The sequence below is a fragment of the Burkholderia sp. Leaf177 genome (assembly GCF_001424345.1).
Lineage (GTDB): Bacteria > Pseudomonadota > Gammaproteobacteria > Burkholderiales > Burkholderiaceae > Caballeronia.
In genome coordinates, this window is sequence record NZ_LMPF01000003.1 from 146,873 (window position 1) to 165,826 (window position 18,954).

14 protein-coding genes and 1 tRNA gene are annotated in these 18,954 nt (G+C 60.2%); 5 read left to right on the top strand and 10 right to left on the bottom strand.

Annotated elements, in window-relative coordinates:
* Positions 1-33: 33 nt before the first annotated feature.
* The 5 genes from carB to gloB all read right to left on the bottom strand — a co-directional run bounded on the left by carB (position 34) and on the right by gloB (position 8,816).
* Positions 34-3,288: a carbamoyl-phosphate synthase large subunit gene (gene carB / locus ASG35_RS06280; RefSeq protein ID WP_056354250.1), complete on the bottom strand. Its 3,255-nt coding sequence runs from the start codon at positions 3,286-3,288 to the stop codon at positions 34-36.
* Positions 3,289-3,347: 59 nt separating this feature from the next.
* Complete coding sequence (gene carA / locus ASG35_RS06285) at positions 3,348-4,487, bottom strand: glutamine-hydrolyzing carbamoyl-phosphate synthase small subunit (protein WP_056354253.1); 1,140 nt, start codon at positions 4,485-4,487, stop codon at positions 3,348-3,350.
* A 363-nt stretch (positions 4,488-4,850) separates the two neighbouring features.
* Entirely contained in the window at positions 4,851-6,086 is a 1,236-nt protein-coding gene (locus tag ASG35_RS06290; RefSeq protein ID WP_056354256.1) for an MFS transporter, read from the bottom strand.
* Between the two features lie 110 nt (positions 6,087-6,196).
* Complete coding sequence (locus ASG35_RS06295) at positions 6,197-7,855, bottom strand: transglycosylase SLT domain-containing protein (protein WP_056354576.1); 1,659 nt, start codon at positions 7,853-7,855, stop codon at positions 6,197-6,199.
* Positions 7,856-8,012: 157 nt separating this feature from the next.
* Positions 8,013-8,816 carry a hydroxyacylglutathione hydrolase gene (gene gloB / locus ASG35_RS06300; protein ID WP_056354260.1) on the bottom strand — a complete coding sequence of 268 codons (804 nt, stop codon included), beginning with the start codon at positions 8,814-8,816 and terminating at the stop codon, positions 8,013-8,015.
* 18 nt (positions 8,817-8,834) lie between these two features.
* Between gloB and ASG35_RS06305 the strand changes: the two genes are divergently transcribed.
* The 4 genes from ASG35_RS06305 to ASG35_RS06320 all read left to right on the top strand — a co-directional run bounded on the left by ASG35_RS06305 (position 8,835) and on the right by ASG35_RS06320 (position 11,042).
* Positions 8,835-9,680 (top strand): class I SAM-dependent methyltransferase, encoded by an 846-nt coding sequence (locus ASG35_RS06305; RefSeq protein ID WP_056354262.1) that lies wholly within the window; start codon positions 8,835-8,837, stop codon positions 9,678-9,680.
* Entirely contained in the window at positions 9,680-10,138 is a 459-nt protein-coding gene (gene rnhA, locus ASG35_RS06310; protein WP_056354265.1) for a ribonuclease HI, read from the top strand. The genes ASG35_RS06305 and rnhA overlap by 1 nt, the downstream gene beginning before the upstream one ends.
* A 12-nt stretch (positions 10,139-10,150) precedes the next feature.
* Positions 10,151-10,888 carry a DNA polymerase III subunit epsilon gene (gene dnaQ / locus ASG35_RS06315; protein ID WP_056354268.1) on the top strand — a complete coding sequence of 246 codons (738 nt, stop codon included), beginning with the start codon at positions 10,151-10,153 and terminating at the stop codon, positions 10,886-10,888.
* A gap of 79 nt (positions 10,889-10,967) precedes the next feature.
* Positions 10,968-11,042, top strand: a tRNA-Val gene (locus ASG35_RS06320).
* An 89-nt stretch (positions 11,043-11,131) separates the two neighbouring features.
* On the opposite strand, the gene ASG35_RS06325 is transcribed toward ASG35_RS06320, so the two are convergent.
* The 3 genes from ASG35_RS06325 to ASG35_RS06335 form a co-directional block, all read right to left on the bottom strand.
* On the bottom strand, positions 11,132-11,605 hold the full coding sequence (locus ASG35_RS06325; protein ID WP_056354271.1) for a DUF2214 family protein: 474 nt from the start codon (positions 11,603-11,605) through the stop codon (positions 11,132-11,134).
* 47 nt (positions 11,606-11,652) lie between these two features.
* Complete coding sequence (locus ASG35_RS06330) at positions 11,653-12,462, bottom strand: hypothetical protein (RefSeq protein WP_056354579.1); 810 nt, start codon at positions 12,460-12,462, stop codon at positions 11,653-11,655.
* A gap of 296 nt (positions 12,463-12,758) precedes the next feature.
* Positions 12,759-13,823: a glycosyltransferase family 4 protein gene (locus ASG35_RS06335; RefSeq protein WP_056354274.1), complete on the bottom strand. Its 1,065-nt coding sequence runs from the start codon at positions 13,821-13,823 to the stop codon at positions 12,759-12,761.
* Positions 13,824-14,785: 962 nt separating this feature from the next.
* Here ASG35_RS06335 and ASG35_RS06340 point away from each other — a divergent pair.
* Positions 14,786-16,624, top strand: a complete 1,839-nt coding sequence (locus ASG35_RS06340; RefSeq protein WP_056354293.1) for an ABC transporter ATP-binding protein — start codon at positions 14,786-14,788, stop codon at positions 16,622-16,624.
* 62 nt (positions 16,625-16,686) lie between these two features.
* Here ASG35_RS06340 and otsA read toward each other — a convergent pair whose 3' ends face one another.
* Both otsA and otsB read right to left on the bottom strand, forming a co-directional pair.
* Positions 16,687-18,066 (bottom strand): alpha,alpha-trehalose-phosphate synthase (UDP-forming), encoded by a 1,380-nt coding sequence (gene otsA / locus ASG35_RS06345; RefSeq protein ID WP_056354299.1) that lies wholly within the window; start codon positions 18,064-18,066, stop codon positions 16,687-16,689.
* Positions 18,063-18,815, bottom strand: coding sequence for a trehalose-phosphatase (gene otsB / locus ASG35_RS06350; protein WP_056354301.1), 753 nt, complete (start codon positions 18,813-18,815; stop codon positions 18,063-18,065). The genes otsA and otsB overlap by 4 nt, the downstream gene beginning before the upstream one ends.
* Between the last annotated feature and the right edge of the window lie 139 nt (positions 18,816-18,954).

An 18,954-nucleotide genomic window follows, 5' to 3' on the forward strand; every position in this document is an offset into this window, starting at 1 on the left:
CTGCTGATACTGCTGAGACTCGAATCAGAAGCCTTAGTTTAGGCGAGCATGCAGTCCTTGTAAATCATAGACTTCCAGGTCCTTCAGATATCGGAGGCCTTCGACTGCCGCCCGGGCGCCGGACATGGTCGTGTAGTACGTGACCTTGTTGGCTTGCGCGCTCATCCGGATCGAGCGCGAGTCGGCAATCGCGGCGCGCGTTTCATCTACGGTTGTAAAGACCAGGGCAATTTCACCGTTCTTGATCATGTCGACGATGTGCGGCCGGCCATCCTTCACCTTGTTCACGACCTTGACTGGAACGCCTGCAGCCTCGATAGCCGCAGCCGTGCCTTTGGTCGCCACGATCGGATAACCGAGCTCGTGCAGCATGGTCGCGACTTCCACGGCCTTCTGCTTGTCGGCGTCCATCACGGTCAGGAGCACCGTCCCACTTTCCGGCAAGCGCGAGCCCGCGGCGAGCTGCGACTTGAAAAGCGCTTCGCCAAATGTGCGGCCCACGCCCATCACTTCGCCCGTTGAACGCATTTCAGGTCCAAGGACCGGATCGACTGCCGGGAATTTCACGAACGGAAATACCGCTTCCTTCACGCTGAAATACGGCGGGATCACTTCCTTCGTGATGCCTTGCGCGGTCAGCTTCTGGCCGACCATCGCACGCGCGGCGATTTTCGCGAGCGGCAAACCCGTCGCCTTCGATACATACGGCACCGTGCGCGAAGCACGCGGATTTACTTCGAGCACGTAAATCACGTCCTGCTTCGTACCGTCTTCGCGCGGCACTTGCTGAATCGCGAACTGCACGTTCATCAGGCCGACCACGTTCAGTGCGCGCGCCATGGCGCCGGTCTGGCGCTTGAGTTCATCGATTGTTTCCTGCGACAGCGAATACGGCGGCAGCGAGCAAGCCGAGTCGCCGGAATGCACGCCCGCCTGCTCGATGTGCTCCATCACGCCGCCGATAAACACCCCTTCGCCATCCGAAATACAGTCCACGTCGCATTCGATTGCGTCGTTCAGGAAGCGGTCGAGCAGCACCGGCGAATCGTGCGAAACCTTGACCGCCTCGCGCATGTAACGTTCGAGATCGCGCGGTTCGTGGACGATTTCCATCGCGCGGCCGCCGAGTACGTACGAAGGACGCACGACCAGCGGATAACCAATTTCTTCGGCGAGACGCAGCGCTTCGTCTTCGGCGCGCGCCGTGCGGTTCGGCGGCTGGCGCAGGTTCAGGTCCTGCAAGAGCTTCTGGAAACGCTCGCGGTCTTCGGCGGCATCGATCATGTCCGGCGATGTTCCGACGATCGGCACGCCGTTCGCTTCGAGGTCAAGCGCGAGCTTCAGCGGCGTCTGGCCGCCGTACTGCACGATCACACCAACCGGCTTTTCCAGATCGACGATTTCGAGCACGTCTTCGAGCGTCAACGACTCGAAGTACAGCCGATCGGACGTGTCGTAGTCGGTCGAAACGGTTTCGGGATTGCAGTTGACCATGATGGTTTCATAGCCGTCTTCACGCATCGCCAAAGCCGCGTGCACGCAGCAATAATCGAATTCGATGCCCTGCCCGATCCGGTTCGGGCCGCCGCCCAGGACCATGATCTTCTTTTTGTCCGTGGGATTGGCTTCGCACTCTTCCTCGTAGGTCGAGTACATGTACGCGGTTTTCGTCGCGAACTCGGCCGCGCACGTGTCCACGCGCTTGTAGACCGGGCGCACCTTCAATGCGTGACGATGGCGGCGCACAGCCGTCTGGTCCGAGCCCAGCAATTTCGCCAGGCGCCGATCCGAGAAACCGCTCTGCTTCAGGTACAGCATTTCGTCTTTGGACAGGCTCTCGACGGTGCGGCCGTTCAGCGCCTTTTCCTTCAGAATGATCTGTTCGATCTGCGCGAGGAACCACGGGTCAATCGACGTCTCTTCGAAGATTTCCTGCGCGGTCAGGCCGAGACGGAACGCATCGCCCAGGAACCAGATCCGGTCCGGACCCGGCTCGCCGATCTCACGAATGACTTCGTCGCGGCTGGTGGTCTTTTCGTCGAGGCCATCGACGCCGACTTCCAGCCCGCGCAACGCCTTCTGGAACGACTCCTGGAACGTGCGGCCAATCGCCATCACTTCGCCAACCGACTTCATTTGCGTCGTCAGGCGTGCATCGGCTTCGCGAAATTTTTCGAACGCGAAACGCGGAATTTTCGTGACCACATAGTCGATGGTCGGTTCAAACGACGCCGGCGTCTGACCGCCCGTGATCTCGTTCTTCAACTCGTCGAGCGTGTAGCCGACCGCCAGCTTTGCTGCGACCTTCGCAATCGGGAAACCCGTCGCCTTCGATGCCAGCGCCGACGAACGCGACACACGCGGATTCATCTCGATCACGACCATGCGGCCGTCTTTCGGGTTGATCGCGAACTGCACGTTCGAGCCGCCCGTATCCACGCCGATCTCGCGCAGCACCGCAAGCGACGCGTTACGCAGGATCTGATATTCCTTGTCCGTGAGCGTTTGCGCGGGCGCGACCGTGATGGAGTCGCCGGTATGCACGCCCATTGGGTCCAGGTTTTCGATCGAGCAGACAATGATGCAGTTGTCCTTGGTGTCGCGAACCACTTCCATCTCGAACTCTTTCCAGCCGAGCAGCGACTCTTCGATCAGCAACTCGCGCGTGGGCGAGAGATCCAGCCCGCGACGGCAGATTTCCTCGAATTCTTCCTTGTTGTACGCAATCCCGCCGCCCGATCCACCCAGCGTGAACGACGGACGAATCACGGTTGGATATCCGCCGCTGCCGGTCTGCGCGGCGATATCCGCCTGCACCTGCAGCGCCTCTTCCATGGAATGCGCGATGCCCGACTTGGCCGACCCGAGGCCGATCTTCGTCATGGCTTCCTTGAACTTCTGCCGGTCTTCGGCTTTGTCGATGGCTTCCGGCGACGCGCCGATCAACTCGACCTGGTACTTTTCCAGCACGCCATGATGGAACAAATCGAGCGCGCAATTCAGCGCGGTTTGTCCGCCCATGGTCGGGAGGATGGCGTCGGGCCGTTCTTTATCGATGATGCGCTCGACCACTTCCCACGTGATCGGCTCGATATACGTGACGTCCGCCGTGTTCGGGTCGGTCATGATCGTCGCGGGATTGCTGTTGACGAGAATGACCTTATAGCCTTCCTCGCGCAGCGCCTTGCACGCCTGCGCGCCCGAATAATCGAACTCGCACGCCTGGCCGATGATGATCGGTCCCGCGCCGATGATGAGGATGCTCTTCATGTCTGTCCGCTTCGGCATAACTGCTCTCAATGATTGTGTTGCGTGTTCTGGTCCGGCTGCTTATTCAGGTTGCGGCTTCAGGCTGCTTCTTTTTGCGCTTCCATCAGGCCGACAAAACGATCGAACAAATACGCGATATCGTTCGGTCCCGGCGATGCTTCAGGATGTCCCTGGAAGCAGAACGCGGGTTTGTCGGTGAGCGCGAAGCCTTGCAGCGTGCCGTCGAAGAGCGACGTATGCGTGACCTTTGCGTTGGCGGGAAGCGTGGAAGCATCGACGGCAAAACCATGGTTCTGCGACGTGATCACCACGCGGCCGTTTTCCAGATCCTTCACCGGATGATTCGCGCCGTGGTGGCCCGTTTTCATCTTCATGGTTTTGGCGCCGACGGCGAGACCCATGATCTGGTGACCCAGGCAAATGCCGAACGTGGGAATGCCGCGCGCGATGAACTCACGCGTCGCGCGGATTGCGTAGTCGCATGGTTCCGGATCGCCCGGGCCGTTCGAGAGGAAAATGCCGTCGGGATTCAGCGCCAAGGCTTCGGCCGCGGTGGCTTCAGCCGGCAACACGGTGACGTGGCAACCGCGCTCGGCCAGCATGCGCAGGATGTTGTACTTCACGCCGTAATCGAACGCGACCACTCTGTATTGCGGCGCTTTCTGCTCGCCGTAGCCGCTTTCCAGCTTCCATTCAGACTGGGTCCACTCGTACTTCTCTTTCGTGGAGACCACTTTCGCGAGGTCCATTCCCGACAACCCCGGAAACGAGCGCGCGAGCTCAAGCGCTTTGGCTTCGTCGTCACCCGCTAAAATGCAGCCGTTTTGCGCGCCCTTGTCACGCAAAATGCGCGTGAGTTTTCGAGTATCGATATTGGAAATTGCGACGACATTTTCAGCTTTCAGATAATCGGCGAGCGATTGTTCGGAGCGGAAATTCGACGCCAGCGCCGGCAGATCGCGAATGATCAGACCGGCGGCATGGACTTTGGTGGATTCGACATCTTCAGCGTTCACGCCGACATTGCCGATGTGCGGGTAGGTCAGCGTGACGATTTGCTGGGCGTAGCTCGGATCAGTCAGGATTTCCTGATAGCCGGTGATAGCGGTGTTGAACACCACTTCGCCGACCGTATGACCGGACGCGCCGATCGAGTGACCACGAAAGACCGTGCCGTCGGCGAGTGCGAGGATTGCGGGAGAGAATGACGGCAACACGGGAGGCTCCTTGGGAACACCCTGTTGCCGACCTGTCATCCGACCGTGGAGTCGCGCGCGGCCTCGTACGTGGCGCATGCAGACCGCATGGCGTTCCATGGCGCTGGCGCATCGCTCGCCATCTTTCAGCCCTTGCAATTCCGTTGAGAAAAAGCACGTTCAAGGCTTCAGGCGGGGTGCGCGCATTCGGCTGGACGCGGCGGATGAACGGTGATTAGGAGGTAGGCGCTAGGGTGTAGGTTGATTTGCTCAAACCTTCGAATTATAGCCGGAAACAGCCCTTCCATCCAAATTTGAGACGCGCGTTACGCAAGAGGCGTTCCAGGGTGACGCTGTGAAGCATGCCTGGCGGGCGTCCCCCGTTCAAGACGCTACGCCGCCACGCTTTTCGAGAACGCTGCTCGGCAGCACATACCAGATGGCGCTCGCAATCTGCATCGCAATCAGCACGCCCCACGCGCTCAAATGCGCGGCGACCGGATAATGTCCTGCTTGCACTGGCCAGCGCGAGAGCATCGCGCCAATGCCGACTTGCAGTCCGAAGATCAGGATGAACAACACGAGCGTCAGCGTGCTGTGCGCGCGGCCAATCATGTGAGTCGGGAAATACTCGGCCATCACGGCATAACTCAGAATGCCCGTACCGCCGAAAATCCCGTAACACGCGATCAGAAACGCGGGCGAGATGGGCGCGCGCATGAGCATCAGCACCTGGACGAGCACGAAGAGCGCCATGCCGAAGCCACAGAACGCGTAGACCGTGATCCCTCGCTTGGCTAAACCGCGCGCCGCCGCGCCGAAACTCACGCAGCCGATCATCATCGCAATTCCGAGCACCGAAACCAGGACCGCCGCGTACCGAGCGCTGAGGCCCATGACATCGAGCAGATAAGGCCGGATCCAGAGCGACTGCATTGCGTAGAAAACGCCCTGCGTCACCACTGAAAACGATGCGATCTTCCAGAACGTGCCGCTGCGCAAGATGTGCCAGGTGCCTTTGAATTGCGTAAGCATGTCCGCTTTACGATGCCCGTCATCGCGATGCTCGGGCGCGAACAAAAAGATGGCGGCGGCCACCGCGAGCGTCATGACGACAAGACCGAAGCAGATGTGACGCCAGTCGGTAACGCCCAACGTCCACGCAAGCGGCGAACCGACCACCACGCCGCCGAGTCCGCCGACGGCCATGACGAAACCATTGACCATCGGCAATTGCGCGACGGGAAGGATTTGCGCGAGCGCCTTGAACGCTGCGCTCATGCACACGGACACTCCCACGCCAATCAACAAGCGCCCGAGCATCATGCCTCCGATACCCCGAGCCGCGCCGAATACGCCGATTCCGAGCGCCGCGAACAGCAACATGCCGGCCGTGACGCGGCGCGGACCAAAGCGGTCGAGCAAGATGCCGACAGGAATCTGCGCCGCCGCGAAACCAAGAAAATATAGCGATGTAAGCAAGCCAAGATCAGCGCCCGACAGCCCGAGATCGTGCGTGATATACGGCGCGAAGCCCAGGTTCACGCCGCGGAAAACGTACGAGACAAAGTACCCGGCCGAGAACAGGAAAAACACGCGAAGACGAACGGAGGACGTCATGTGCAGCGCAGGGCTTTATAGGATTTGAAGCGGAAGTTTAACTTGCATACCCAAATAAAAACGCCGTCACCTTGGTGACGGCGTGGATTCTTGACCACTCGGACAGCTTGTTATTTCTTCTTTTTCTCGTTGGTCTTCGTGCTCTTCGATGCAGCGACTGCCGGCTTCACCGCTACCGGCTTGGCTTTCGCGGGTGCACTGGTTTTCTCGGCTACACGCGTCACCTTGACGGGCGCTGCGCTCGCCTTGCCGCCACGCACTGCAGCGGCCTTCGATTGCGGCGCATGCGTGCCAATCTTCGAAACACCGCCCCGCGTCCGGCTCGTCGCACTCACCGTTTCAACGCGAACCGGACCTGGTTCGGCGGGCACGGCACGGCCGACCGGCACGTGCAGAACCATCAGCTGACCCGGCAACACAGAGTCGCGATGCGTCCGGTTCCAGCTTCTCAGTTGTCCGACCGAGACGTTGTATCTATCGGCGAAAGTCGACATGGATTGCGCGCGACGAACCCGAATCAGCATCTTGCGGGTATCGGGGACGTCCGGCTCGACGGCCAGCATGGCGCTCTCGGCGACGTCGGCGCTGATGTCTTCGTCGTCGTCATCGCCTCGCGGCACGACGATGGTCGACCCCGCCTTCAGCCGCATGCCCGCCGGAATGCGGTTCACGGACATCAGCGTGTCGGCATCCACGCCGATTTTCTGCGCGATCACCGCGGGCGTGGCGCGTTCGCTGACCGTGTAAGTGGTCCACGACGACAACGCGCCCGAATACGTCTTCAGATTTTTCTGGAACGTGTTGGCGTTATCGAAAGGAAGCAGGATTTGCGGGTTGGTCGCGCCCAGAATCACCGGTTTCGCGAACGACGGATTCAGCGAACGGAACTCTTCCACGGTCATGCCGGCGAGTTTCGCGGCCATGGTCACGTCGATATCGCGCGCCGTGGTCACGGTCACGAAATAAGGATGGTTCGGAATGTCCGGCAACGTGAGCCCGTACATTTGCGGATTCGCGACGATGTTCTTCACCGCCTGCAGCTTCGGCACGTAGTTACGTGTCTCGTTCGGCATGCGCAAGCTTTGGTAGTCGGTCGGCAAACCCAGCGCTTCGTTCTTCGCGATCGCGCGCTGCACACTACCCTCGCCCCAGTTATATGCGGCTAGCGCCAGATGCCAGTCGCCGAACATGTCATGAAGACGCGAGAGATAGTCGAGTGCTGCGCTAGTAGAGGCAAGCACGTCGCGCCGCTCATCCTGAAACATGTTCTGCTTCAAGTTGTAATCGCGGCCAGTGCCCGGCACGAACTGCCACATGCCGGCGGCTTTCGCCACGGAGAGCGCTTGCGGGTTATAAGCAGATTCGATGAACGGCAGCAACGCGAGTTCGGTCGGCATGTGCCGCTGCTCGAGTTCCTCGACAATGTGATACAGATATTTCTGAGACCGCCCGGTCATGCGCTCCACGTAATCGGGGCGCTGCGCGTACCAGTTCACCTGCATGTCGACCAGGTCGCTTTGCAAGTCCGGAATCTGAAAACCTCGGCGGATACGGCCCCACAAGTCGCCGTCGGGTCCGGAAAGCGAATCGACGGACGTCTTGTCGACGTTGATCGTTTCCTTGGCGGCGGCAGTCTTGCGGATGGTGTCAGCTACGGCTTGCTGCTTCTGGGCGGAAGGGAGTGAAGATAGGGAGTTGGTCGCTGTCGGCCCCTGGCTGGCACATGCAGCCAAAGTCAGGACGAGTAGCGCGCTAAAAATCAATCGCATGAACGTCTCGGATTCCAAAAAATGTGCTTGGAAATTTGGACCCGATAGTACGGAACCGCACGCATCACGTCAATATAAATGCAAAAAACTCAGCAAAATCCGGGACCTGCAATGCTTTCCAACGTTTCAGATGAAGATAACCGCACTGTATCTCTCGTTAACGAAATTTGTCTTTCCAACCGCGCACGAGCGTGAAGGCGTCGAGCCGGTCGCGAACCGGGCGCCCGAACTGGGCGGCGAGCGTAGCGCGGACATTTTTATTGTCCACGCGCAAGAACGGGTTGACCTGGCGTTCGTGCAATAGCGTGGTGGGAATGGTCGGCTGATTTTGTGCGCGCAAATCCTCCGCGGTCTGCTGCCAGGCAGCGAGCGCCGCGTTGTCAGGGTCCGCCGCGCGTGCAAAGCGGATGTTCGACAGCGTATATTCATGTGCGCAGTGGACGAGCGTTGCGTCGGGAAGCGCTGCGAGCGCGTCGAGAGAAGTCAGCATTTGCTGCGGCGTGCCTTCGAAGAGCCGGCCGCAACCGCTCGCGAACAATGTGTCGCCGCAGAAAAGATGCGGCGTGCCTTCTGTATCCGCAGCCTGAAAAAACGCGATGTGCCCGGCAGTGTGCCCCGGTACATCGATAACAGAACATTCCAGCGCGGGACTCGCGATACTGACGGTGTCTCCCTGCTTCACGCGCCGCGTCAGATGGTCGATCGCCTCGCTGGCCGGGCCGATCACGGGGATTTCACCATCGGCCGATTGGCTAACGAGCAGTTTTGCGACGCCGCCGACGTGGTCGTGATGATGGTGCGTGAGTAAAATAGCAGTCAGCCGCCAACCGCGCTTGGTCAAATAAGCTTCGACAGGCGCGGCATCGCCAGGATCGACAACGACGGCGTCTTGTCCGTCGGAGATCACCCAGATGTAGTTGTCTTCAAACGCCGGAACCGGCACGTACTCAAGCGTTTTCATAAGGCGACTCACCCGAACATGTCAGAGCGAACGATTATAGACTGGCCCGCCTGGACGGTTTCTGCGCCCGGCCGCTACGTGCTCGACTGGGAGCAGGCGCAGCTCGACCGCGTGGTATCGGATATTTTTGGTTATCACGCGCTGCAACTGGGCCTGCCCGGGCTCGACGCATTGCGCGAGAACCGCATGCCGTATCGCGGTCTCGTGCTCGATACCGCCAGCGCCGCAAGCGCGCCGTTCACGCTCCCGCCCGCCATTTCCGCTGATGCCCGGCCGGGCGTGACCGCGTTGCCATCGGCGAGCCGCGGTTTGCACGCGCCTTCGGGGCGCAGCGCCGTCTGGTGTGACCTGCTCGACCTGCCGTTCGAAGCGCAGAGCGTGGATCTGCTCGTGATGCCGCATACGCTCGAATTCACGAGCGATCCGCACAGATTGTTGCGCGAAGCCGAGCGCGTACTGATGCCCGAAGGACAGTTGATCATTCTCGGCTTCAACTCCCTGAGCTTGTGGGGCGCGCGGCAATCGCTCGGAAAGGTCGCCGGACGGCCGTTCGTGCCGTCGGCGCATGAAATGATCGCGTTCACGCGGATCAAGGACTGGATCAAGCTGCTCGGCTTCGATCTTGAACGCGGGCGCTTCGGCTGTTATCGTCCGCCTCTTCTCACCGATCAATGGCTCGCGCGCTATCAATTCATGGAAGCCGCCGGCGACCGCTGGTGGCCCATTTTCGGCGCGGCCTACATGATCACCGCCATCAAGCGCGTGCGCGGCATGCGCCTGATCGGGCCGCGCAAGCTGAAGAAACCCGCCCTCGCACCGGGCCTGGCCCCGGTCGCCACGCCGCACACTCGCAACGAACATTGATGACCCAAGATTCCACGGACAAAGTAATCGATATCTATACCGACGGCGCCTGCAAAGGCAATCCCGGCCCGGGCGGCTGGGGCGCGCTGCTGCGCTTCGGCGATCAGGAGAAAGAGTTGTTCGGCGGCGAGACGCCGACCACGAATAACCGCATGGAACTGATGGGCGTGATTTCGGCGCTCGAGGCGCTCAAGCGTCCTTGCCGCGTGGTGATCCATACCGATTCGCAATACGTGCAGAAAGGCATCAGCGAATGGATCCACGGCTGGAAGAAAAAGAACTGGATGACAGCGGCGAAAACGCCCGTCAAGAATGCGGATCTCTGGAAACGGCTCGATGCGCTCGTGGTCCAGCACCAGATCGAATGGCGCTGGGTAAAAGGCCACGCCGGCCATCCGGAAAATGAACGCGCCGATGCGCTCGCGAATCGCGGCGTGACTTCACTCGCCGAAGGCTAACTTTTTATCTCTATGCGCCAACTCGTACTCGATACCGAAACAACCGGCCTCAACGCCCGCACGGGCGATCGCATCATCGAAATCGGCTGTGTGGAGCTCGTGAATCGACGGCTCACCGGCAACAACCTGCACTTCTATGTGAATCCAGGGCGCGACAGCGATCCGGGAGCGCTCGCGGTGCACGGCCTCACCACCGAATTTCTCAGCGACAAACCCAGGTTCGCGGATATCGCCGCCGAGCTGCGCGATTTCGTTTCGGGCGCGGAACTGATCATCCACAACGCGCCGTTCGACGTCGGATTCATGGACGTCGAGTTCGCGCTGCTCGGCATGCCTTGCGTGAAAGATGTGTGCGGCGGAGTGATCGACACGCTTGTGCAGGCGAAGCAGATGTTCCCCGGCAAGCGCAATTCACTCGATGCCTTGTGCGACCGCTTTGGCATCAGCAACGCGCATCGGACGCTGCACGGCGCTTTGCTCGACTCGGAGTTGCTCGCGGAAGTTTATCTGGCGATGACGCGCGGCCAGGAAAGCCTGGTCATCGACATGCTGGGCGAAATGCCTACGTCCGGGCCGGGTCATGCGCCGCGAATCGCGCTGGATGATCTGCAACTGCCGGTGCTGCTGGCGTCGGAGGAAGAACTGAGCGCGCATCTCGCGGCCCTCGATGACCTCGATAAAGCGGTCAAAGGCACGAGTGTGTGGAGAATCGAAACGGTTAACCATGTCGAGGTTTCGGCTGCGCCCTGATCCGGTCAGCGGAATTATTGAAGCACCGGAAGAAGCACTTTACGAAACGGCGAAGCTCTGACATAATCCAAAGCTCTTCGGGTGGTTAGCTCAGCGGTAGAGCACTGCCTTCACACGGCAGGGGTCACAGGTTCAATCCCTGTACCACCCACCAGAATTTCGCGGTTGATTGTGTACCGTGTAGAAAAGGCCCTCAGGCGAAAGCTCGAGGGCCTTTTTCTTTGCAGCACGTGTACAAGCGAATTACCCCGCCCAAATCCCGCGTGCCATTCCGCTTGCGGCGATCACCATCACAATGATCAAGCCACCTTCGGCGTCGCTCATCGCGGCAAACTTGCGAGCCTTGCCGAGATCGATCGCTGTCCCGCGCCCAATGCCCCTGCGCCATTTGATCAACGCGATCATCGGGGAGATTTCGATCAGGATGATCAGGACGAGCGCCGTCATCTTCAGGTGAAAGAGCGGCTCGTGCAAATAATAAGCACTGCCTTTTTCGAAGCCGCCGAATGCGCGGGTCGCACCGGTGATTAGCAGGATGAGCGCAGTGACGCCCCAAACGTTATCGGCACGAAAAACCTGTTTAAGGCGCGCGGAATTCGCGCTTAGCGAGTTGGCGGGATCGAGTTGGCGCAACGCCCTCGCCCGACCGAACACCGACGCAAGCGCAAACCCAAACGCCAGCAAGTGAATGGCTGCAAGACACCATCGAGCGAGCATGCGAACTCCTCCGCGAAAGTACGGGCCGAAGGCTCACACCGAGCGCTCTAACCCAGGCTTTGACCTAACGATACTTCCAGCGCCCGCGCCGCCTTCCGGTCGCCTTCGCTCGCGAGCGGCGTGCGAAACACGGTCTTGCGGTTATGGCCGGCCGCGGCCGGCGAATCCCACAACAATTCCATCTTGGCGCGGGCGCTACGGCCGAACAATCCGCGTTTCGACGGAACGGCCGCAGCCACGGTTTCGGATGCCTTGAAACCTTCCGGCCATTTCACCGATAACTCCCGCGCATCGTACTGACCGAGCTTGCGGCTTTCGGCCCAGACCACGGCGGTGCGCGTGGTGTTATCGATGGAAATCGCATAGCGGCCAATGGCGAATCGCCGAGCCGCGAAATTCGAGCGCCAAAGCGCGCGCGGACGGCAAATCCACAGCACCACGGCATAAAGCGCCGGCGCGACGAGCAACCAGCCGTTGGTTTGCGCGAGCGCGTGCACCGCGTTTTTCCAGCCGGCTGTCCACGTGAAAAATCCCACCGACCAAACCGCGAACACGAAACTCAACAGCGCGAGAAAACGCAATGCTTGCCGCAACCATTGCGGCAACGGATGCAACGGCCGTTCGGCACGGGCACGAGCGCCCGGAAGAAACAGCAAAAGGAACAGCAGAACGAGGTTGATGCAGGCCCACGGCGATGAAGTCATCGCGCGCATGGAGGAGAAATAGCCCATCTGCGACATGGAGAACATCCAGCGCGCGACGAGCACGAGTCCGATCGCCCGCAGCGCGAATACGGTGCCGGCGCCAGCGACCGTAATAGGTGCCGCCTTCGCGCTACTCTGCTTCGATCTCGCCAAAACTTCGCTCCTGTTCACAGCATTTCCTTATCCGCACAAGCCAAATGGTTGAGGCGCGCGATTTGATCTTCTGGAAATTCCACGTCTGACCGTCCAATTCCGCCAATTCCGATGTCTTTTGGCGGAGCCAGCACATTATATGGAGAATGTCGAAGCCGCCATGAGGCTTGCCGCTCCAACCCGTCGATAACCCGTCCAGCTTGGCTCGGCAGTGTGTCAAAACAACAACGCCCCGTGCGCCTGACGGCGCACGGGGCGTTGTTTGGTGAAACGTGTAAGCGGTGAGAGCGTTCGACTCAGCTTGCGTTGACTTCGCGCAGCACGGTCCGGCGCTTCGCGCGCAGCAAATCTTCGTAGGTCTGGACGTAACGCGCGGCCATGACTTTCGACGAAAAACGCGTTTCAAACGCATGGCGCACCTTGGCGCGCGGCAGCGTGTGAAGACGTTTCACGGCGGCGATTGCACTGAGTTCGTCTTCCACGACAAAACCCGACACGCCGTTTTCGATCACTTCCGGCACCGATCCGCGATTGAACGCGATCACCGGCGTACCGCACGCCATCGCTTCGATCATCACGAGACCAAACGGCTCCGGCCAGTCGATCGGGAACAGCAGTGCGTGCGCGTTGCCGAGGAATTCGGTCTTCTGCTGCTCATTGATTTCCCCGATGTACTCAACGTGCGGCAACGCGAACAGCGGCTTGATCTGCTCTTCGTAATAAGCACGATCGGCGTTATCGATTTTCGCGGCGATCTTGATCTTCATGCCCGCGGCGCCGGCAATGCGAATTGCCCGGTCAACGCGCTTTTCCGGCGAGATACGGCCGAGGAACGCAAGGTAACCCGGCTGCACGTTCGGAACCGGCGTCAGCAGGTTTTCCGGCAGACCGTGATAAACCGTCGAAAGCCAGTTGGCTTGCGGCAGCGGCTGGCGCTGGTTGTCCGAGATCGAAACCACCGGCGCTTCGTTAAACGTGTTGAAGATCGGCTGCAGTTCGGGCAGGTCGAGACGGCCGTGCATGGTCGTCAGGAACGGCACCGGCTGGCGCGAGAACAGCGAAAACGGGTAATAGTCGATGTGAAAATGCAGCACGTCGAACTCATCGGCGCGGCGGCGCACTTCTTCCAGCAACAGCATGTGCGGCGCCATCGTGTCGCGGATAGTCGGGTCGAGGCGCAATGCCTGCGGCCAGAATGCTTCGAGCTTCGCCGACGTTTGCGAATCACCGCTCGCGAACAGCGTGACGTCGTGACCCGCCTCAACGAGGGCTTCGGTCAGATAGGACACCACGCGCTCCGTGCCGCCGTAGAACTTCGGGGGAACGGCTTCGTGGAGAGGCGCGATTTGAGCGATTCGCATGTCGAAAACTCCTAATAATGTCAGGCAAATTGATGCGCTTGGCATCGGTCATGTTGATCAAGCGAATCGCCCACCCGGGCTCGGCGCGATGCTGGTCATCCAGCAGTAAGGCCGTTAGCACGAGAAAAATCGCGATGCTTCGCTGTTGCTTGGGTGCTTCGGGTTTGAGCCTTCGGCCCTTCGCGCCCCTTGCGTCACGCGCCAGTTTCAGATGGCGATCCCAAAGAGCAAGATCGGGTCCATCTCGTAAAAATGGCGCACCTAGCGATAAACGCATCACCCGCAAGGCCGTTGACCGGAACCTACAACCAGCTGTCAAAAAATCTAAGGGCAAACCCGCACGGAGTATCGCGGTTTTTACAAGCGTTTCACGCCTGCATTTCAACTTATTTACGTTGTTACATCGCCGATACACTTTGCAAGCCCTTGTTTATCAAGGCTGTTCTACATTGTACGAACACGCCGCAGCGCTTCTTCGAGAGCCAAGCCAATGCGGTCAGGCCAATCCGTGACACCGGCGCAATACAACCGGGATGTCTATCAACATTTCCGTCGCAATTAAATCCCGGCAGGACCGCCACGTGCTCTTACCTTCCGCAGGAAGTTGCAGGAAGTATTCAGCAAATTAGATGGTTATTCGCCTTACTTATGGCGGACCGCCGCAGACCGACATGCACGTGAGGACGAATGTCATGGGAAGCGCACAAGCGCTCGCAAGGCATCAATAACTTGCAAAGCGCCCCACTTTTGCTGAAATTGCGTGTGTTCTGATGGATAAGTGCCACGGAAAGGACTACGCGAGGGGATTTGGCTCGCTACACTGGCTACAATTCAACAATCGTCGCTGCGCGGCGTTTGGCTTGATTGCTGCATTGATGCTCCGATGGACTGCCCGGCGCGCCTTGCTTGTGGCCACGGCGAAGCACTGCGCTCAACCGCTCTACTCGACCTAAAACGACCAATTGGACCAACTCACCGTCTCCCAGCGTAACGTACACAACGCCAAGCTAGCGAGCTACGCGCATCGCCCGCTTGCGTTCCTGTTTCGTTACATTCGCCGGCATCCCGTCGCTCACACCATTGTGCTGGTCAGCGTCCTGGCGGCCGTCGGTTGTGCGCTCGCGTCGCAGTACGCAATCAAGCATCTGATCGACGTGCTCGGCCAGGGCCGCGGACATCCCGGCCCGCTTTGGGCTGCCTTCATGATCCTGGTTGGCCTGATCGCCGCCGACAACCTGCTATGGCGGGTCGGCGGCTGGGTCGGCGCGCACGCGTTCGTGATAGTGACGGGCGACTTGCGGCGCGATCTGTTCTCGTATCTGAGCGGCCACTCTCCAACGTACTTCTCCGAGAAACAGCCCGGCATGCTGGCGAGCCGGATCACGGCGACATCGAACGCGATCTACACCGCCGAAAACACCATGGCGTGGAACGTGTTGCCGCCGTGCATTGCGGTGATCGGCGCGATCTTCATGATCATCGCGGTGAATCCGCTCATGGCCGGCGGCCTGATGCTGGCGTCGGCCATTCTCGCTTTCGTGCTGTATCGGCTGGCCGGGCGCGGGTCGGCGCGGCATCACACGTTTGCATCGAAGGCTGCTTCAGTGGACGGCGAACTTGTCGATGTAATCGGCAACATGGCGCTCGTTCGTGCTTTCGGCATGACGTTCCGCGAGCAGAAGCGCTTCGGCTCGACGGTCAAGGCCGAAATGGTCGCGCGTCAGCAAAGCCTGCTCTACCTCGAAAAGTTGCGCCTTTTCCACGCGGTCGTGACCGCAATCCTTTCGGCCGGACTGCTCGGCTGGGCGTTGTGGCTGTGGTCGAAAGGCCAGGCGACTTCCGGCGATATCGTGCTGGTCAGCTCGCTCGGTTTCACCATTCTTCACGGCACGCGGGATCTCGCCGTCGCACTGGTCGATGTCACGCAACACGTCGCGCGCCTTTCCGAAGCGGTGCAAACGCTGCTCGAACCGCACGGCATGCCCGATCGTTCGGATGCCACCGAACTCGTGCCGCAAGGCGGCCGTGTTGATTTCGAAGAAGTGACATTTGCGTATCCGCGCCGCCGTCCGATCCTCGATAAATTCAACCTGCATATAGAACCGGGTCAGCGAGTCGGTTTGATCGGGAAGTCGGGCGCGGGGAAATCGACCGTGCTCGCCCTTTTGCAGCGCTTTTACGAAGCGCAAGGCGGCGCGATCAAAGTCGACGGACAGGATATTTCGCTGATCACGCAGGACAGTTTGCGGATGTCGATCGCGCTCGTGCCGCAGGATATTTCGCTGTTTCACCGGACGGTGTACGAGAACATTGCGTATGGCCGGCCGGAAGCTACGCGCGAAGAAGTGCTTGCGGCGGCCCGCGAAGCGCGCTGCACGGATTTCATCGAAGCGATGCCTGAAGGGTTCGATACCATCGTCGGCGATCGTGGCGTGAAGTTGTCCGGCGGCCAGCGCCAGCGGATTGCCATCGCTCGCGCGATCCTGAAGAACGCGCCCATTCTTCTGCTCGATGAAGCCACGTCCGCGCTCGATAGTTCTTCGGAAGAAGCCATTCAGCAGGCGCTCGACCGGCTGATGGTCGGCCGTACGGTGATCGCAATCGCGCATCGGTTGTCGACGCTGCAGGGCTTCGACCGGATCATCGTGATGAGCTCGGGCAAGGTGATCGACGACGGATCGCCGCAGCAGTTGCGGGATCGTCCGGGTTTGTATCGGGAATTGTTGTCGAAGCAGCACGGGAAGCTGCCGCCGACCACCATGCCTTCGCAGCAACTTGCGGCCAAGGCTGAACAGACGTAATCGGAGTTTTCGCCACATTAAAAAGCCGCTTCGGGCTCAAAACCGAAGCGGCTTTTTTTACGTCACGCCTGCAGGTCACGCATGAAGTTGTCGCGCCAGACGGAGACGTTGTTCTCGCGGAGTTGCGTGAACATCTCGGCGTGACGGGCCTTTCGTTCGGCCAGCGGCATCGCGAGCGCGGCGGCCAGTGCGTCGGCCATTCCGGCGATATCGAGCGGATTCACGATCAACGCGCCGTTCAATTCCTGTGCCGCGCCCGCGAACTGCGATAGAACCAGCACGCCGGGATCGTCCGGGTCTTGCGCTGCCACGTATTCCTTCGCGACCAGATTCATGCCGTCGCGCAACGGCGTGACAAATCCCACGTGCGACGCGTGAAAAAGCGCGGCGAGCACGGGCCGTTCGTATTGCCGGTGGATATAGCGGATCGGCGTCCAGTCCAGTTCCGCGTATCGGCCATTGATCCGGCCGGATTCCGCTTCCAGTTGGAGGCGAATGTCCTTGTACGTGTCCATGTCGGCGCGTGTGGGTGGCGCGATCTGCACGAACGAAACGTTGTTACGCTGAGCCGGCTGATGTTCGAGCAACTTCTCGAACGCACGAAACCGCTCGACGAGACCCTTCGAATAATCCAGCCGATCCACGCTCATGATCAGCTTGCGGTCGCGCAACGTGGTCTTGACCGTCTGCACCTCGCGCCCGCTTTCGCCATCTTTGGCGAGCGCGGCAATTTCATCGGGATACACGCCGATCGGATAAGCGCCCGCCCGCAGCGTCTTGCCGAATGCGCGCACGGCATTCGGCTCGCCCGTGATCCGCGTAACCGTGCCGTTCGCCTCTGTTTCGATGTAATCGCAAAACGCGCGCAGGTCGGGCGCGGTCTGGAAACCGAGCAGATCGTAGGAACACAACGCCTCGGCGAGCATGCGATGACGCGGCACGCTCAACAGAACCTGCGACGCTGGAAACGGAATGTGCAGGAAAAAGCCGATGCGGTTCGTCACGCCTTCATCGCGCAACGCCTGCGCGAACGGAATCAGGTGATAGTCGTGGACCCAGATGACATCGTCCGGTTTCAGCAGCGGCGCGAGTTGCTTCGCGAGCCATCGATTCACGCGGCAATAACCATCGAATTCATCGCGATCGAACTGGATCAGATCCGGCCGATAGTGAAACGCCGGCCAAAGCGTCGCGTTCGAAAAACCGCGGTAATACTGGTCGTAATCCCGTTGCGCAAGTCCGATGGTCGCAAACGTCACGCGTCCGCGCTCTTCGAGCTTGATGCCCTCGGGCGCTTCGGCCACCACGTCGCCGCTCCAGCCGAACCACATGCCGCCGGTTTCCTTCAGCGCGTCGTAGACTCCGACCGCGAGGCCGCCCGCTGCCGGACCGCCTTCGGAGATCGGCGCGACGCGGTTCGAAACAATGATCAGGCGGCTCACGAACGCGTTCCCTGAATACCCGCCACGCCCTGCAGCCATTCGATCAACGCGCTCACCGAATCGGCTCGCGCATGCGCGAGCGTATCGCCCGCGCCGACTTTGATCGAAAGCCCGTTGTGCTCGTTCACGACCGCAAAGCCTTTCTCGTCCGTCAGATCGTCGCCAATAAACACCGGCCTGCGGCCCGTGAAAGGCGGTTCATCGAGGAAAGCGCGCACGGCGCGGCCTTTGTCGACATCCTTCGGCTTGATCTCGTAGACCATCTTGCCGGGTTGCAGCACGTAGGCATCGGCGTATTGCGCGACGAGCTTTTCCGTCGCCTCACGCGCCGTCGGACCGCGATCCGGCGCGTTGCGGTAATGCAGCGCGAGCGCCGCGCCCTTGATCTCGAGCAGCATGCCGGGATTTGCCTTCACCACGCCTTCGAGCGCGTGTTCCATGCGCAGCAGGCGTTCGTCGTTAAAACCCACGCGATGCACGTCCGCGTTCGAATCGCGGCGCTCGGCGCCATGAAGACCGGCGACGGGGATATCCGGCATCTTCAAGAACGAGTCGATGCTCTCGATTCCCCGCCCCGACACGATTGCAACCGCGCCATTGGTTGCGCGGCGCAATGCCGCAAGAATGGGCGACACAGCCGGCGACACCACGACGCCATCGGGCGTGGAAGCCAGTTCGACGAGCGTGCCGTCGAAATCGAAGAAAAAAGCGGTCTCGGCAAGCGGAAGTTGTTCAGGAAGGTTTTGCATCGATATCTGCCTTTTAGCCGGAACGGCCGGAAAGTATGCGCATGTTGAAGCGCCAAGTCGGCTTTTCGGTACGTCCGCAGCGGAACGCCCTTGGAAGAAAGCGGCGTGGATGCAGTCCATAACGAATGAACGCGCCATA

What these genes read in the sequence shown, in the direction of transcription:
- carB (WP_056354250.1), bottom strand. Translation starts at nt 3,288, where the DNA reads ATGCCGAAGCGGACAGACATGAAGAGCATCCTCATCATCGGCGCGGGA.
- ASG35_RS06290 (WP_056354256.1), bottom strand. Translation starts at nt 6,086, where the DNA reads ATGACGTCCTCCGTTCGTCTTCGCGTGTTTTTCCTGTTCTCGGCCGGG.
- ASG35_RS06295 (WP_056354576.1), bottom strand. Translation starts at nt 7,855, where the DNA reads ATGCGATTGATTTTTAGCGCGCTACTCGTCCTGACTTTGGCTGCATGT.
- gloB (WP_056354260.1), bottom strand. Translation starts at nt 8,816, where the DNA reads ATGAAAACGCTTGAGTACGTGCCGGTTCCGGCGTTTGAAGACAACTAC.
- ASG35_RS06305 (WP_056354262.1), top strand. Translation starts at nt 8,835, where the DNA reads ATGTCAGAGCGAACGATTATAGACTGGCCCGCCTGGACGGTTTCTGCG.
- rnhA (WP_056354265.1), top strand. Translation starts at nt 9,680, where the DNA reads ATGACCCAAGATTCCACGGACAAAGTAATCGATATCTATACCGACGGC.
- dnaQ (WP_056354268.1), top strand. Translation starts at nt 10,151, where the DNA reads ATGCGCCAACTCGTACTCGATACCGAAACAACCGGCCTCAACGCCCGC.
- ASG35_RS06325 (WP_056354271.1), bottom strand. Translation starts at nt 11,605, where the DNA reads ATGCTCGCTCGATGGTGTCTTGCAGCCATTCACTTGCTGGCGTTTGGG.
- ASG35_RS06335 (WP_056354274.1), bottom strand. Translation starts at nt 13,823, where the DNA reads ATGCGAATCGCTCAAATCGCGCCTCTCCACGAAGCCGTTCCCCCGAAG.
- otsB (WP_056354301.1), bottom strand. Translation starts at nt 18,815, where the DNA reads ATGCAAAACCTTCCTGAACAACTTCCGCTTGCCGAGACCGCTTTTTTC.